This window comes from Mesorhizobium sp. M1163, assembly GCF_040318415.1.
GTDB lineage: Bacteria > Pseudomonadota > Alphaproteobacteria > Rhizobiales > Rhizobiaceae > Mesorhizobium.
The window spans coordinates 103,621-119,559 of the sequence record NZ_JAMYMF010000024.1 but is presented as its reverse complement, the minus strand read 5'-3'; the positions used below and the strand labels follow the sequence as shown (position 1 = coordinate 119,559).

Here is a 15,939-nt window from a genome sequence, read left to right as displayed (position 1 = left end):
ATCGGCAGACGCACGAGATGAAGGGCGCGCGTGCGAGGGAGAACTGGCCGGAGATCAGTGTCGTGCCTTGGTAGGAAATGTCGGCAGGACAGAGGGGGGTGCCTCGCGCCAATATCTCGCAATTATTTGCATTGCGGTGCGACCGAAAACGGGGCGCCGAAACGCCCCGTTTCGATTACGCCGTCGATCGCCGTTCAACCGTTGACCAGGGCCAGCAGCTCCTCGGTATAGCGCTTGCCGACCACCTTTTCCGGCGACAGCGCGTCGCCGATGGACGCCACTTCGGCCTGGCTCAGCACAATATCGGCTGCCGCCGTATTCTGCTCCAGATGGCGGATTTTTCGCGCACCGGGGATCGGGACAATGAAGTCGCCCTGATGCAGCACCCAGGCGAGCGCCAGCTGCGCCGGCGTTACGCCCTTCTCGGCAGCAATCTTTTCCAGCACCGCGATGACCACCGCATTGGCCGCCATGGCGTCGGCCTGGAAGCGCGGCAACCCGCGGCGCCAGTCGTCGGCGCCGAGAACATCGGGCTTGGCGATCGTGCCGGTGAGCAGGCCGCGGCCGAGCGGGCTATAGGGGACAAAGCCGATGCCGAGCTCGCGACAGACGGCAAACACCTCTTCCTCCGGATCGCGGCTCCACAGCGAATATTCGCTCTGCACCGCGGCGATCGGATGCACGGCATGCGCCCGGCGGATGGTCGCCGCACTCGCCTCCGACAGGCCGAGCGCCCGCACCTTGCCCTCGCGCACCAGCTCGGCCATGGCGCCGACCGTATCCTCGATCGGCACGTTGGGATCGACGCGGTGCTGGTAATAGAGGTCGATGACCTCCGTATCCAGCCGCTTCAACGACGCTTCGGCAACCGCCTTGACGTGTTCCGGGCGGCTGTCGACGCCGGCCATGCGCTCCATGCCGCTGCCTTCTTCCAGGATCTTGAAGCCGAATTTCGTCGCAATCGTCACCTTGTCACGCACCGGCTTCAGCGCCTTGCCAACCAGGATTTCGTTCTCGTAGGGGCCATAGACTTCGGCCGTGTCGAAGAAATTGACGCCGATGTCGACAGCGTGGCGCAGCGTGGCGATCGCGTCCGCCTCCGGCTGGCCACCATAGGCAAAGCTCATCCCCATGCAGCCGAGGCCGACCGGGTAGACGTCAAGTTCATTGCCGAGCTTGCGGGTTTGCATCACGTATCTCCTTGTTGTGATGGTTGTGATGCCGCAGAGATAGCGTCTTGCGCTGCGTTCGATAATCGGCTCTCATTTGCACAGGCTGTTCCAAAAAATAGATCAATGAAGCGAACCCATCTTTCACAGCTCGCTGTACTGGCAACGGTCGCCCAATGCGGCAGTTTTCGCGGCGCGGCCAAGGAACTGGCAATCGCGCCATCGGCGGTCAGCCACGCGGTTTCCAGCCTCGAAGCGCGCCTCGGCGTGCGCCTTCTGGCGCGCAGCACGCGCAGCGTCGCTCCGACCGAGGAGGGCGCGCAGCTGCTCGAGCGCCTCAGGCCGGCGCTGTCGGAAATCGACCTGGCGCTGGAATCGGCGATCGAGGCGCGCGACCGGCCGGCCGGCAATCTCAGGCTGACCGTGCCGCGCACCGCGGCCCACCTGACGCTGACGCCAAGGCTCGGCGCCTTTGCCGCTGCCTATCCCGACATCGTGCTGGAGATCGTCATCGAGGACCGCTTCACCGATGTGGTCGAGGGCGGCTTCGATGCCGGCGTGCGGCTGGGCGAGAGCCTGCAGCGCGACATGATCGCCGTGCGCATCGGGCCGGACCTTCGCGGCGCAGTCGTCGGCGCGCCATCCTATTTCGAGACCATGCCCAAGCCGCAGCATCCGCGCGATCTTGCCGGTCACCGCTGCATCCGCTTCCGCTTCTCCAGCGGCATTCTCTATCGCTGGGAATTCGAGAAGAACGGCGAGGAGATCGAAATCCCGGTGAAAGGGCCGCTGATCCTCGACGAGGACCATCTGATTGCCAACGCCGCGGTCGACGGCCCCGGGCTCGCCTTCGTGTTCGAGGACTATGTCCGCGACGCGCTCGCCGCCGGCAAGCTTGTTCGCGTGCTGGAGGACTGGTGCCCGCTTTTCGACGGCTTCTTCGTCTATTACCCAAGCCGCCGCCAGATGCGGCCGGCGCTCAGGGCCTTTGTCGATTTCTTCAAGGTCGGCGAGTAAGCCAACCCTCCCCACAAGGGAGAGGTGGAAGAAAGCCGACCTGGCATTCGTTCACCGACCATGTCAGCACTGCCCAAAAACCAGGCCACCGGCTACGGCTGGACGGCGATCATCCTTCACTGGCTGATCGCGGCGCTCTTTATCGGCCAGTTCGTGCTCGGCTTCGTCATGGTGCGACTGTCCAGCCAGCGCACCGCCTTCGAACTGATCCAGCTGCATAAATCCTTCGGCTTCCTGCTGCTTGGGCTGGTCATCCTGCGCATCGCCTGGCGCCTTGGCAGACCGGCCCCGCCGCTGCCGCGCTCGGTCGGCCCGTTCGAGCGCCGCATCGCGCCACTTGTCCATCTTGCGCTTTATGCGTTTCAGCTCGCTCTGCCGCTGTCCGGCTGGGCGCTGGTCTCGGTCTCGGTGCTGGAGATCCCGAGCGTGCCGTTCAATCTGTTTGTTATGCCCAATCTGCCGCTTGGCGAATCGGACGTGGCTGAAAGCTTCTGGGCAGCGACGCACTGGTATCTCGCCTATGCCGGCATCGGACTTGTCGCTTTGCATCTGGCCGCGGCGCTGCGTCATCATTTCTGGCTGAGGGATACCGTGCTGATGCGCATGATCACGGCTTCGTCACATCGCGACACGGAATAGAGCGGGCGGCTCATTCGTTCATGGGGCGAGGACGCAAGAAAGCGTTGCCTGCCAAGAGGACCATTTCCATGTACGCGCGCATCTTCGGATTTGCGGCAGCCGCCGCTTGTTTTGCTATGCCTGTTTTCGCCGCCGTCGCCCTTGGCGACGCGGCCGGCAGCTACACCATCAGCCCGGGGAGTTCCAGCATCCACTTCTCGATCGGCAAGCTCGGCGGCGGAGGGCTCGACGGTGCTTTCTCCCGCTTCAAGGGCAGTATCCTCATCGACAACAGCGATGTCGGCCGGTCCCAGGTCAATTTCACCATCTTCCCCGAAAGCGTCGGTACCGGCCAAAGTCGCATCGACGCCTTTCTTCGCTCGGACGCGGTTTTCGACGCGGCCAACAATCCGGAGATCCAGTTCCGTTCGACCAGCGTCAAACGCACCGGCGCCACGTCAGCCCTTGTCACCGGCCGGCTGACGGCGCGCGGCAAGACCTTTCAGGAAAAATTCACGGCCGAGCTCGGCGGCCTCAGGGCGGGCACGATAAAATTCCATGTCACCGGCAAGGTGTTGCGGTCGCGCTACGGCATGGATGTCGGCACGCCGATTTACTCCAACGTCGTCGACTTCGACATGACGCTGACGGGTAGAAGGGGATAGTCTTTGCAGGACCTGGGTTCGTCGCCCCCGCAAGGGCAGCGCCGGCATCCGGAAAAGCCGCAGATGATCGCCCTGTTCGCCGCCAGGCTCCCGCATTGGCTTTTCTCCTGAATTAGGGCAAACCTCCAGGCCTGCAATCGAGAGGAGAAATCTGATGTTCCGATGGGGTGTTTTGTCGACGGCCAAGATCGGCCGCGAGCAGCTTTTGCCGGCAATCGTCGAGGCGGAGAACGGCGTGCTGTCGGCGATCGCCAGCCGCGATCTGTCGAAAGCCCGGGCACTGGGCGAACGCTTCGGCGCGCGCCACGCTTTCGGCTCCTATGAGGAGCTGCTCGCCTCCAGCGACATCGACGGCGTCTACATTCCGCTGCCGACCTCGCAGCATGTCGAATGGACGGCCAAGGCGATCGAGGCCGGCAAGCATGTTCTGGTCGAAAAGCCGCTGGCGCTCGATGCCAAGGATATTCCGCCGCTGATCAAGCTGCGCGATGCCAAGAAGGTGCTGGTCTGCGAAGCCTTCATGGTCGTTTACCATCCGCAATGGATCAAGGTGCGCGAGCTGATCGCCAACGGCGCCATCGGCCGGCTGCGCCATGTCCAGGGCGCGTTTTCCTATTACAATGTCGACCCCAATAACATGCGCAACAAGCTCGATCTCGGCGGCGGCGCGCTGCCCGATATCGGTGTCTACCCGACGGTGTCGACACGCTTTTCGACGGGCAAGGAGCCGCTGCGCGTCCAGGCGACGATCGAGCGCGACAAGACGTTCGGCACCGACATCTATTCCTCGATCCGCGCCGATTTCGGCGATTTCGAGCTGTCGTTTTACCTGTCGACGCAGATGGCGGCACGCCAGGTGATGGTGTTCCACGGCGAGAAGGGATTCATCGAGGTGTTCTCACCGTTCAACGCCGGGCTCTATGACCATCACCGCGTCGAGCTGCACAACCAGAACCACAGCGAGGCGCAGGTATTCCGCTTTCCCGGCACGCAGCAATACCGGCTGGAAGTCGAGGCCTTCGCGCGGGCGGCACAGGGCGGCAAGGACCGCGTTTTCACCCTGGAAGAATCGGTGCTCAACCAGAAGGTCATCGATGCCATCTTCCGCGCCGGCGAGAAGGAAGGCTGGGAGACAGTCTAGGCCGGCCATGATCCCAAAAAATGAGGGACCGGTTTTTGGACGAGATCATGGCCAAATAGATGCCAAACGACGCGGATGTGATCATTGTCGGCGCCGGCCTTGCCGGTCTTGTCGCGGCGGCCGAACTGACTGAGGCCGGCAAGAAGACCATCATCGTCGAGCAGGAGCCGGAGCAGTCGCTTGGCGGCCAGGCGTTCTGGTCGCTCGGCGGCATCTTCCTTGTCGATTCGCCCGAACAGCGGCGCATGCGCATCCGCGATTCGTATGAGCTGGCGCTCGAGGATTGGCTGGGCACTGCAGCCTTCGACCGCACGGAAGATCTCTGGCCGCGCCGCTGGGCTGAGGCCTATGTCGGCTTCGCCGCCGGCGAGAAGCGCTCCTGGCTCATGCAGCGCGGCCTGAAATTCTTTCCGGTGGTCGGCTGGGCCGAGCGCGGCGGCGGCAATGCCGCCGGCCACGGCAATTCGGTGCCGCGCTTCCATGTCACCTGGGGCACCGGGCCTGGTGTGCTCGAACCGTTCGTGCAGCGCGTGCGCGAGGCCGTTAAGCGTGGGCTGATCCGCTTCAAATTCCGTCACCGGGTTAACGAATTGACCCGGACGGGCGCCGTCGTCGACGGCGTGCGCGGCGACATATTGGCGGCGAGCGATGCCGAGCGCGGCCGCAAGAGCTCGCGCGAGATCACAGCCGATTTCGAGTTGAAGGCGCAGGCCGTCATCGTCGCCTCCGGCGGCATCGGCGCCAATCACGAGCTGGTCCGGGAGAATTGGCCGCAACGGCTGGGTGCGCCTCCAAAACGCATGATCACCGGCGTTCCCGACCATGTCGACGGCCGCATGCTGGCGATCGCCGAGGCTGCCGGCGGCAGGCTCATCAACCGCGACCGCATGTGGCACTATGTCGAGGGCGTCAGGAACTGGGCACCGATCTGGACCGATCATGCGATCCGCATCCTGCCCGGCCCGTCATCGCTGTGGCTCGATGCGCGCGGCAAACGCCTGCCGGTGCCGCTCTATCCCGGCTTCGACACGCTGGCCACGCTCAGCCACATCATGAGCACCGGATACGACTATTCCTGGTTCATCCTGACCAAAAAGATCATCCAGAAGGAGGTCGCGCTGTCCGGCTCCGAGCAGAACCCCGATCTGACGGGGAAAAGCTGGCGCCAGGTGCTTGGCCGTGCCACCAGCGGCGTGCCCGCGCCGGTCAAGGCGTTCATGGAGAAGGGTGAGGATTTCATCGTCGAGCCCGAACTGCCGGCGCTGGTCGCCCGCATGAACGCACTGGCCGGCGGCGAGCCGCTGCTCGAACTGGCGCAGGTCGAGCGCGAAATCCGCGCCCGCGACCGGCAGCTCGACAATCCGTTCTCCAAGGACATGCAGATCACCGCGCTGCGCGGCGCGCGAGCCTATCTCGGAGACCGGCTGATCCGTACCGCAAGACCGCACAAGCTGCTCGATCCCGCCAATGGCCCGCTGATCGCCGTCAGGCTCGGCATCCTGACCCGCAAGACGCTCGGCGGGCTTGAGACGGACCTCGACAGCCGCGTGCTGGGCGCCGGCGGCCAACCCGTCGAGGGGCTGTACGCGGTGGGCGAGGCCGCCGGTTTCGGCGGCGGCGGCATGCACGGCTATGCAGCGCTCGAAGGCACGTTTCTCGGCGGCTGCATCTTTTCCGGCCGCAGCGCCGGACGGGCAGCGGCGCGAGCGGTGGGGTGAAACAAGGCGCTTTAGGCGAAGGGTTGCAAATTGACGTCTTGAAGCTTGGAACCTGCAAGCAAAGCCTCGAGCACCTGCTTCTTGAGGAACAGGCACTGCGAACGGGCAAGTTTCACGATGCCGGAAACGTCGCCTGCCTCGCAGGCAAGAACCAGTTCCTTTTGCTGGGCGATGATCAACTGGGTGAAGTCGCGCGACTTGAACCCGAGGTGGAGAACCCGCGCCGACTGGTCGAGTATCTGGTCCAGTAGATGCGCCAGTCGTAAATTTCCCGAGAGCTCCGCAAGGGCCAGGCGAAAAGCACGATCGGCCGCAAGGAAGGCAATGTGGCTGCGTAGCGTCTCCGGCTTCAGCACTTTTTTCGCTGCCAGCCTGATATCCTCCAGCCCGCGCTCGGTCATGTTCGATGCCGCCACCCTGAACACTTCCGGCTCGATCAAGCTGCGGACATCGAAGATCTCGTTGACGTCGCGCAGACTGAGCGTCGCAACGACGTAGCCGCGGCGCGGCTCGCTCCTGACCAGCCCTTCCTGCATCAGGCGGGCCAACGCCGCGCGGATGGTCGCCTTTTTGATCAGGTATCGATCGCCGATCTGTTTCTCGGTCAGCGCTTCGCCGGGGCGCAGCACGCAGGCAATGATGTCGTTCCTCAGCTGCTCATATGCCTGTTCCCTGCGAAGGACGTCGGCGGCTGACAGTGCTGTCGCCTCGACCGTGGCCGGTCTTGCCGGTTCGGCGGTCAACTTCGTCGTTTTCATATTCTGTCCGTCTGGCTGTCCCGTTGACGCTGGCCTCAGCATTCGCTAGCGTGAGCATCTCAGATTGTAAATCTGAGCATTTCAGGGAGGATAACTGATATGCCTTTGCCCGCCAACTCGCCTCTCTACGCCGTTGCCGACGATATCGTCAATGCCGCGAAGGGGCCAGATCCCCTCGAAGCGGTAAGGACGGTCCTGGGCGACTACACCAACCGTTTTCACGCATCGGGAACACTCGCTCACGAAGAGGACGACGACGAGGTGCTTCTGCATGCGGGCCCGAACCTGACGATCTATCACATCACGCTGTCGCCCGGCCTGCAGTACCCGCCTCATAACCACCTGATGGATGCCTTGATCGGCATCTACAAGGGCAGCGAGACGAACTTCATCTATCCTGTTGCCGGCAGCGAACTCGATGTCCCCGAAAGGCAGGACATCGCAGCGCCTGCCGTGGTGCACATGGCGTCAAATACCGTGCATGCGGTTGCGAATACCGGCAGCGCGCGATCGGGTGCGCTGCATGTCTATCTCGGCGATCTCACACGAACCCACCGGCAGCTGTGGAGCCCGGAAAGCAACCAGGCCGAGCCGTTTGACAATGACCGCTACCTGGCCGGCGCACGGGGCGTCGCGGGCGGCGAAATTGGCCGTGATCAGCGAACCGGTCGGAATCGCGTCACACTTGTCACTCTCGCCAATCCGCTATCAGCCCCTATCCTGGCTCACGACCCAACACGTCGCGCCGGTGCGGCGACAAACCAGCAAGGGAGATGCACAATGACGGCACATCAGAATGGCACAGGCGAGCAGGGCTCGCGGCTCGCGATGAAGACACCACCGGTCGTTTCGCCTGACGCATGGGAGGCCGCGCGCCAGCAGCTGCTCGTGAAGGAGAAGACCGTGACCCGGGCTCGCGACGCACTGGCCGCCGAGCGCCGGCGGATGCCATGGGTGGCGGTGGAGAAGTCCTATACGTTCGAAGGGCCTGACGGAAAGGTGAGCCTGCTCGACCTGTTCGAGGGCCGCCGCCAGCTGGTCGTCTACCGTGCCTTCTTCGAGCCCGGCGTATTTGGCTGGCCCGATCACGCCTGCCGCGGCTGTTCGCTGGGGGCGGATCAGGTCGGCAATCTCGCCCATTTGAATGCCCGCGACACCACGCTTGCCTACGCCTCGCGCGCACCGCAGGCCGACATTGCGCGGCTGAAGGCGCGGATGGACTGGAAGATGCCCTGGTACACCATCACCGACAGCTTCGATGCTGATTTCGGCGTTGACGAGTGGCACGGCCACAACGTGTTCATCCGCGACGGCGATCGCGTGTTCCGCACCTACTTCATCAACAACCGTGGCGACGAGGCGATGGGGACCGTATGGAGCTACCTCGACCTGACGCCGCTCGGCCGCCAGGAGGTTTGGGAGGATTCGCCCGAGGGCTATCCGCAGACGCCGACATACAAGTGGTGGAACTGGCACGACAATTACGGCGCCGAAGCCGTCCCCGACAAAAAGTGGGTCGAGATATCGGACGCCGGAGAGGCCGCGTTCCGGAATCGCACCGAATAGAACATCTTTGGCGTCGCAGAAATGCGGCTAAGACAAATGGAGGAGCGGGATGCGCTGTTCATTCGAACGCATCCCGCTCACTACCAGGGACAACGGACATGAGCGAGATTGATGCAGGCGGATCCGGCGGCGATGCGAGCCCGGCCGCCCTTGGCGCGGCCGACTGGCTGTCCTTCGCCGCCGCGCCGACCTTCGCAACCATGGCGTTGTTGACACTGCTCGGCGGCGCGCCGGATATGATGTGCTCGACCGGGCAAGAGACCTCACCGCTGGGCGGCATGGTCCCGATGTACCTGCTGATGAGCGCCTTTCATTTGGGGCCTTGGCTGAGGCGGGTTTCCGGGCGGCGACGCAGCCGCAAGTAAAGCTATCCCGGCGGATAAAAGCCCGTCGGGGCGAGGAGGACATCCCTCACCAGATCCATCCGCCCTCCCCAGAACCGTCACTGCATCGACAATCCGGGTAAAGCTCGAGCGGGCGCGGCCGACCGTGTGCCTGGCGCGCAAATAGCCATGCACCAGCCCCGGCTCCTCGAGCCACCAGGCACGTCCGCCCGCGGCAACGATGCGGTCGCGATAGGCTTCGCCGTCCGACGACAGCGGGTCGCATTCGGCGGTGATCACGACGGTGGGCGGCAGATTGGCAAAGTCGGCGTCGGCGAGCGGCGACAAGGTGAGATCGCCGGTGCGGTCCTCGCCCCCGGTCCTGATGTCCCTGTAGAAAACGAGGTCGCGCACGTTAAGCATCGGCGCTTCCGCGTGGGTGACGGCGGCGGCGAGATTGCCGCCGGCGCTATCGCCGCACAGCAGGATAGGACGCTCGTAGGTGGTCGACGCCCATTCGAAGGCGCTGATGGCATCGTCGAAGGCGGCCGGATGAAGGTGTTCCGGCGCCAGCCGGTAGTCGACCGAAACCACTTCGTAGCCGGTGCGGCTGCAAAGCTCGGCGCAGAGGTCGTCATGGCTGTCGAGCCCGCCGAGGACAAAACCGCCGCCATGGAAATAAAGCACCATCGCCGCTGTTTCCGGCGCCGGGGCGCGGTAGACGCGGATCGGGATGTGCCAGGGTGTGGCAATGGCGGTGGTTTCCGCCGTGACGCCTTGGGGATAGCCGGCAAAGAACTCGCGGCACATCCGGTTATAGATCTCGCGCTGCTCGGCGATGGTGTAGTCGATCGTATCGGGTGGATAATAGGAATTGGTCCGCTCGATGAAGGCCCGGGTCTCGGCGTCGATGAGGGTTTTGTAGTTGGTCATGGGCGCCGAATGGGCCGCCAAGGTTGAGCTTGGACACCCCCCTCTGGCCTGCCGGGCATCTCCCCCGCAAGGGGGGAGATCGGCAGCTTTGGCCTTGCCGCTTGTCCTGCAACGCTGGAAATTGGCGAAATCCGATGCGACATCCGATCTCCCCACTTGCGGGGGAGATGCCCGGCAGGGCAGAGGGGGGTGTGAAGGATCGCCATCATCTCCGCAGCGTCACTTCCCCTTCCACACCGGGTCGCGCTTCTCGGCGAAGGCGCGAAAACCCTCGAGATTGTCCTCCGAGCCGTAGAGTGCGTCAACCGTTGGCAGCTGCCGGCGCGTCACCCGGTTCATCGCGTCCTGGAACGTCAGCGATTCAGCGACCCGAGCCGTCTCCTTGATCGCGGCGAAGACCAGCGGCGGGCCGCTGGCGAGCAGCCGCGCGATCTCCCAGACGTGGTCCTCCAGTCTTTCCTTGGGCAGCACCTCGTTGACCAGGCCCCAGCGATGCGCCTCGGCGACATCCATCCAGCGGCCGGTGAGCAGAAGGTCCATTGCGACATGATAAGGGATGCGCTTCGGCAGCTTGATCGTCGCCGCATCGGCCAGCGTGCCGGCGCGGATTTCGGGCAGCGCGAAGGAGGAGTGGTCCGACGCATAGATGAGGTCGCAGGACAGCGCCAGCTCGAAGCCGCCGCCGACCGCCATGCCGTTGACGCAGGCTATCACCGGCTTGTTGAGGTCGCGCAGTTCCTGCAGCCCGCCGAAGCCGCCGACGCCATAGTCGCCGTCGACCGCGTCGCCGCCGGCCGCGGCCTTCAGGTCCCAGCCGGCGCAGAAGAACTTGTCGCCGGCGGTCTTGACGATGGCGACGCGCAGCTCGGGATCGTCGCGGAACGCCTTGAACGTCTCGCCCATCAGCCGCGACGTCTTCAGGTCGATGGCGTTGGCCTTGGGCCGGTCGAGCGTGACTTCGAGGATCGTGCCCTCGCGGCGGGTGGTGATGATTTCAGCCATTCTTCTTGCCTCCCAGCACCAGCAGCGCATCGGCGATCCAGGCGCCCTTGCCCTCGGCGCAGACGATCAGCGGATTGATGTCGAGTTCCTCGATCTCGCCGGCATTTTGCTGCACGAAGCCGGCAATGCCCGATATCGCCTCTATTGCCGCCGTGACATCGGCCTTCGGCCGGCCGCGATAGCCGTCGAGCAGCGGGAACAGTTTCAGCCCGCGCAAAGCGGCCTCGATGTCGTCACGGGTCGCCGGCAGCATCAGCGTGACGCTGTCGCGCAACAGCTCGACCAGCACGCCGCCGGTGCCGAGCGTCATCACCGCGCCGAACATCGGGTCGCGGGTGAAGCCGACCAGCAGCTCGGCGACGCCATCGCGCACCATGCGCTCGACATAAAGGCCGGTGCCGAGCGGGCCGAGATCATGGGCGGCGGTGCTGACGGATTCGGCATCCCTCAAATTGAGCCGGACCGCGTCGAGCTCGGATTTGTGGATGACGCCAAGAGCCTTCAGTGCTACCGGGAAGCCGAGCGCCATCGAGGAGATCACAGCCTCGACCGCGTTGCCGGCGCGCTCGCCCTTCGGCACCGGGAGCCCGGCCTCGATGAGCCGCGCTTTCGCCTCCGCCTCGTCCGGGGTGACATGGTCGCCGGCCGGCGCGCCAGACGCCGAGGTGTCGATCGGCTGCGCCAGCGGCTCGCGCCACGCCCAGCCGATGAAGGCTGCCGCCTGGGCGGCGTCCATGGCCTCGGAAATGCCGAACAGCGGCACCATGCCCCGCGCCATCAGCCCTGCAGTGTATTCCTCGGGCAGGTTCTCCGGCAGCGAGGAGACGATCGCGCCTTGCGCGCTGTTGGTCTTCAGCGCCGCTTCGAAGGCGCGCAGCGTCGCCCACCAGTCGGTGTCGGAGCAGCGGTCGGGGCGCGGAAAGTCGAGCACCAGCATGTTGAGGTCGAAGCCGCCAGACACCATAGCGGTGAAGGTGGCGGTCATCGCCGGCTCGTTGTTCCAGATGAAGGTATGGTAGTCGAGCGGGTTGGCCACCGCGACCAGCGGGCCGAGCGTCGTTTTGACCTGAATGCGATGCTCGGCGGTGAGAGGCGGAAAGGTCACCCAGCGGCCTTCGGCGCTGTCGGCCATGACGGACGCCTCGCCGCCCGAACAGCTCATCGACGACAGCCGGTAGCCGGGCAGGGGACCGGTGACGTGCAGCAGCTTCAGCGCCTCGATGAAGGCCGGGATCGAATCGATGCGGGCGATGCCGAGCCGCTTCAGGAACGCGCCGGACGCTGCGTCCGAGCCGGCCAGCGACGCGGTATGCGAGACGGTCGCCTGCCGCGCCTGCTCGGAGCGGCCGACCTTCATGGCGATAACAGGCTTCTTCAGCTCTCGTGCCCGTGCCGCCAGCCTTTCGAAGCCGGCTACCGAGTCGAAGGCCTCGATATGCAGGCCGAGCGCGGTGACGCGGTCGTCCTCGATCAGGCCGAGCGCCATTTCGGAAAGCCCGGTCTGCGCCTGGTTGCCGGCGGTCATCAGAAAGGCGATCGGCAGGCCGCGCTTCTGCATCGTCATGTTGATGGCGATGTTCGACGACTGGGTGATGATGGCAACGCCGCGACCGCCTTCAGGCAGCCTGATGCCGCCATGCTGGTCGGGCCACAAAAGCGCGCCGTCGGCGTAATTGATCAGCCCATAGCAGTTCGGCCCGATGATCGGCATGGGACCCGCCGCCGCGACCAGCTCGGCCTGCAGCCGCTCGCCGTCCTCGTCATAGGCCTCGGTTTCGAGGAAGCCGGCGGCGAAGCAGACCGCACCGCCGGCGCCGCGCTCGGCCAGCGCCTTGACCACTTCGATGGTCAAGTGCCGGTTGACGCCGATGAAAGCGGCATCCGGCGCACCGGGCAATTCGGCCACCGAGCGATACGCCTTGCGGCCGGCGACCTCGTCCTTGCTCGGATGCACGGGCCAGATCTCGCCGGCAAAGCCCATCTTGATCGACTGCGCGACGACGGCAGCAGCCTGCACGCCACCGAAGACTGCGATCGTTCGGGGGCGCAAAAGCCGCTCAAGTTTGTGCATCGTCATCTTTTCGTTTGAGCATGATCTTTTCCAAAAACCGGATTCCACTTTTTGGGATCATGCTCTAGCCCCCGAACGGGCGCAGCAGCGCCCGCGAAATGATGTGGCGCTGGATTTCCGAAGTGCCTTCCCAGATGCGCTCGACGCGGGCGTCGCGCCAGATGCGTTCCAGCGGCAGATCGTCCATCAGCCCCATGCCGCCATGGATCTGGATCGCCTCGTCGGCGACGAAGGCGAGCATCTCGGTGGCCTTCAGCTTGGCCATGGCCATGTCCTGATCGGTGACGGTGCCCTGATCGTACTTCCAGCCGGCTTCGAACACCATCAGGTCGGCGGCCTTCAGCTCGGTCGCCATGTCGGCGAGCTTGAACGACACGCCCTGGAACTTGCCGATCGGCTGGCCGAATTGCTGGCGCTGCGCGGCGTATTCGATGGCGTGGCCAAGCGCCCGTTCGGCGCGGCCGAGGCAGGTGGCGCCGACCTGCAGGCGCGTCGCGCCGAGCCATGAATTGGCGACGTCGAAGCCCTTGTGGACCTCGCCGAGCACCTGACCTGCCGGCAACCGGCAATCGTCGAATTCGAGGATGGCATTGGTGTAGCCGCGATGCGAGACGTTGCGGTAGCCGTCGCGCACGGTAAAGCCCTTGGTGCCCTTGTCGACGAAGAAGGCGGTGATCTTCTTACGCTTGCCGCGCGCAGAATCCTCTTCACCCGAGGCCATGAAGACGATGGCGAAATCGGCGAGGTCGGCGTGGCTTATGAAATGCTTGGTGCCGTTCAGCACCCAGTCGTCGCCGTCCTGCACGGCGGTTGCCTTCATGCCGCGCAAATCGGAGCCGGCGCCCGGCTCGGTCATTGCCAGGCAATCCCATTTTTCGCCGCGAATGCACGGGAATAGATACTTCTCGCGCTGCTCCGGCGTGCCGGCAAGGAGGATGTTGGAAGGCCGCGCCACGCAGGTCCAGTGCAGCGCGTAATTGGCGCGGCCGAGCTCCTTTTCATAGAGCAGCCAGGTCACCGTATCGAGCCCGGCGCCGCCGACATCGGCCGGCATGTTGGCGGCATAGAGACCAGCTTCGATCGCCTTGGCCTTGATCTCCTCGATCAGCTCACGGCGCAGCACGCCGGTGCGCTCCACTTCGCGCTCATGCGGGTAAAGCTCGTTCTCGACGAAGGCCCGCGTCGTCTCGACGATGAGCTTCTGTTCCTCCGAAAGACCAAAATCCATGGTCTCAGCCTTTCTTCTTTTTCTTCGGCTTTTCAGCCTTGGCCTTCTCGGCAGCCTTGGAGGCGGTGGGCTTCTTCGCCGCAAGCTTGGCCAGCTGCCTGGTATAGTCCTTATGCAGGGCGCCGGCGCCCCAGCCTTTGCCTTTGTTCTGCTTCGACAGTGCCTCCATGATCGCGACCAGATTGTCGTCGCGGATCTTTTCGAGTTCGCGGATCGACAGACCGTGCGCCTGGTCGTCCGACTGGGTCGCGATCAGCTCGACCAATTCGTCGTTGAACTCCGGCACATCCATCAGCTTGGTCCATGGCCATTTCAGGCACGGGCCGAACTGCGCCATGAAGTGGCGCATGCCGGCCTCGCCGCCGGCGACGCGATAGACCTGGAACATGCCCATCTGCGCCCAGCGCAGGCCGAAGCCATAGCGCATGATGTCGTCAAGCTCCTCGACCGTGCAGATGCCGTCCTTGACCAGCCACAGCGCCTCGCGCCAGGCCGCTTCGAGCAGGCGGTCGCCGACAAAGGCTTCGATCTCCTTGCGGATCACCACCGGCTTCATGCCGATCGAGGCATACATCTCCTTGGCGACTTCGATCGCCTCGGGAAAGGTCTGTTCGCCGCCGACGATTTCGACCAGTGGCAAGAGATAGACGGGGTTGAACGGATGGCCGACCACCAACCGCTCCGGATGCTTCTTCATCGCCACCTGCATGTCGGTCGGCTTGATGCCGGAGGTGGAGGAGCCGACAATGGCGTTGGCCGGCGCATAAAGGTCGATCTCGGCCAGCACGCGGTGCTTGAGGTCGAGCCGCTCCGGCACGCTTTCCTGGATGAAGTCGGCATCGGCGACCGCCTCGGCGATCGTCTTGGCGAAAGTGAGCTTGCCCTCTTTCGGCAGGCCGCCGGGCAGCATCTGCTTGTAGGCGCGTCGCGCTCCCTTCATCACCTCGCCGACCTTGCGTGACGCCTCGGGGTCGGGATCGAAGATCGACACGTCGATGCCGTTGAGCAGCAGCCGCGCGACCCAGCCGGCGCCGATGACGCCGCCGCCGATGGCTGCCGCCTTGGTGATGATGCTCATGCGGAGGCTCCGGTTCTTGTGCTGGCTGTTGCGGGGTCGGTGAGGGCGACACGCTCGCCGGCACGGATCACGGACGCGTCATAGGCCTTGCGCGCGAACACTTCGAGCACGAAGGGCCGGAAGAAATCGATCGGCAATGTCTCGTAATCCGGGTCGAAGCTCGACTGGTCCCAGCGCTCGCAAAACTCATCGCAATCGTCGAAGTAGATGTGCCCGGCGAAACGGTCGCGGGCGTGCGGGTTGCCGCCGAGGTGATGTGCGTAATAGAGGCGCTGGAAGTCGCCGTGCTTTTCCACCACCCAGGTGCATTGCTCGCGTACAAAGGGCTTCAGGATCGACGCTGCATATTCGTCGTGATTATAGGGCGCGTAGATGTCGCCGATGTCGTGCAGCAAGGCGCAGGCAATCCAGTCGGTGTCGGCGCCGTCGCGCCAGGCCCGCGTCGCCGCCTGCACCGAATGGCCGAGCCGGGTGATCTTGTAGCCCGACAGCCCTTCGTCGAGCTGGACAAGGGCGTCGAGCAGACGCTCACCGGTCTTTGCCGCATAGTCGATCTCGTGCTCGGTGAGGAAGGCATAGTCCTCGCGGTCGCCGTCCTTCATGGCGGTGAACTTCACGGTCTTCATCGGCGGCTCCTCCCAACCGGGTTCTT

The 15,939-nt window shown here is 64.4% G+C and carries 14 protein-coding genes; 6 read left to right on the top strand and 8 right to left on the bottom strand.

All coding sequences use genetic code 11. From position 1 onward, the window contains the following. Nucleotides 1-194: 194 nt before the first annotated feature. Entirely contained in the window at nucleotides 195-1,190 is a 996-nt protein-coding gene (locus NKH43_RS22425; protein WP_352847696.1) for an aldo/keto reductase, read from the bottom strand. A 105-nt stretch (nucleotides 1,191-1,295) separates the two neighbouring features. Here NKH43_RS22425 and NKH43_RS22420 point away from each other — a divergent pair, with 105 nt between their 5' ends. The 5 genes from NKH43_RS22420 (at nucleotide 1,296) to NKH43_RS22400 (ending at nucleotide 6,328) form a co-directional block, all read left to right on the top strand. Next, a complete protein-coding gene (locus tag NKH43_RS22420; RefSeq protein ID WP_352859931.1) occupies nucleotides 1,296-2,186 on the top strand; it encodes a LysR family transcriptional regulator in 891 nt (296 codons plus the stop codon). A 60-nt stretch (nucleotides 2,187-2,246) separates the two neighbouring features. After that, complete coding sequence (locus NKH43_RS22415) at nucleotides 2,247-2,825, top strand: cytochrome b (protein WP_352484688.1); 579 nt, start codon at nucleotides 2,247-2,249, stop codon at nucleotides 2,823-2,825. Between the two features lie 68 nt (nucleotides 2,826-2,893). Continuing rightward, nucleotides 2,894-3,469 carry a YceI family protein gene (locus NKH43_RS22410; RefSeq protein WP_352484690.1) on the top strand — a complete coding sequence of 192 codons (576 nt, stop codon included), beginning with the start codon at nucleotides 2,894-2,896 and terminating at the stop codon, nucleotides 3,467-3,469. A 154-nt stretch (nucleotides 3,470-3,623) separates the two neighbouring features. After that, entirely contained in the window at nucleotides 3,624-4,610 is a 987-nt protein-coding gene (locus tag NKH43_RS22405) for a Gfo/Idh/MocA family protein (protein WP_023718306.1), read from the top strand. Between the two features lie 59 nt (nucleotides 4,611-4,669). Then, the gene (locus NKH43_RS22400) at nucleotides 4,670-6,328 is read left to right on the top strand and encodes an FAD-binding dehydrogenase (RefSeq protein WP_352859928.1); all 1,659 of its coding nucleotides are present in this window, start codon (nucleotides 4,670-4,672) and stop codon (nucleotides 6,326-6,328) included. 11 nt (nucleotides 6,329-6,339) lie between these two features. Here NKH43_RS22400 and NKH43_RS22395 read toward each other — a convergent pair whose 3' ends face one another. Beyond that, nucleotides 6,340-7,086 (bottom strand): GntR family transcriptional regulator, encoded by a 747-nt coding sequence (locus tag NKH43_RS22395; protein WP_352859926.1) that lies wholly within the window; start codon nucleotides 7,084-7,086, stop codon nucleotides 6,340-6,342. Between the two features lie 828 nt (nucleotides 7,087-7,914). Here NKH43_RS22395 and NKH43_RS22390 point away from each other — a divergent pair. Further along, nucleotides 7,915-8,652, top strand: coding sequence for a DUF899 domain-containing protein (locus NKH43_RS22390; protein WP_023718310.1), 738 nt, complete (start codon nucleotides 7,915-7,917; stop codon nucleotides 8,650-8,652). A gap of 263 nt (nucleotides 8,653-8,915) precedes the next feature. On the opposite strand, the gene NKH43_RS22380 is transcribed toward NKH43_RS22390, so the two are convergent. From NKH43_RS22380 to NKH43_RS22355, 6 genes are all read right to left on the bottom strand, one after another. After that, nucleotides 8,916-9,908, bottom strand: coding sequence for an alpha/beta hydrolase (locus NKH43_RS22380; protein ID WP_502906503.1), 993 nt, complete (start codon nucleotides 9,906-9,908; stop codon nucleotides 8,916-8,918). Between the two features lie 219 nt (nucleotides 9,909-10,127). After that, nucleotides 10,128-10,910, bottom strand: a complete 783-nt coding sequence (locus NKH43_RS22375) for a carnitinyl-CoA dehydratase (protein ID WP_352484699.1) — start codon at nucleotides 10,908-10,910, stop codon at nucleotides 10,128-10,130. Then, nucleotides 10,903-12,981 (bottom strand): acetate--CoA ligase family protein, encoded by a 2,079-nt coding sequence (locus NKH43_RS22370; RefSeq protein ID WP_352859923.1) that lies wholly within the window; start codon nucleotides 12,979-12,981, stop codon nucleotides 10,903-10,905. The genes NKH43_RS22375 and NKH43_RS22370 overlap by 8 nt, the downstream gene beginning before the upstream one ends. A 64-nt stretch (nucleotides 12,982-13,045) precedes the next feature. Then, nucleotides 13,046-14,209 (bottom strand): acyl-CoA dehydrogenase family protein, encoded by a 1,164-nt coding sequence (locus NKH43_RS22365; RefSeq protein WP_352859921.1) that lies wholly within the window; start codon nucleotides 14,207-14,209, stop codon nucleotides 13,046-13,048. Nucleotides 14,210-14,213: 4 nt separating this feature from the next. Then, entirely contained in the window at nucleotides 14,214-15,287 is a 1,074-nt protein-coding gene (locus NKH43_RS22360; protein ID WP_352859919.1) for a carnitine 3-dehydrogenase, read from the bottom strand. Next, nucleotides 15,284-15,913, bottom strand: a complete 630-nt coding sequence (locus tag NKH43_RS22355; RefSeq protein WP_352716480.1) for an HD domain-containing protein — start codon at nucleotides 15,911-15,913, stop codon at nucleotides 15,284-15,286. Before NKH43_RS22355 ends, NKH43_RS22360 begins: the two co-directional genes overlap by 4 nt. Nucleotides 15,914-15,939: the final 26 nt, after the last annotated feature.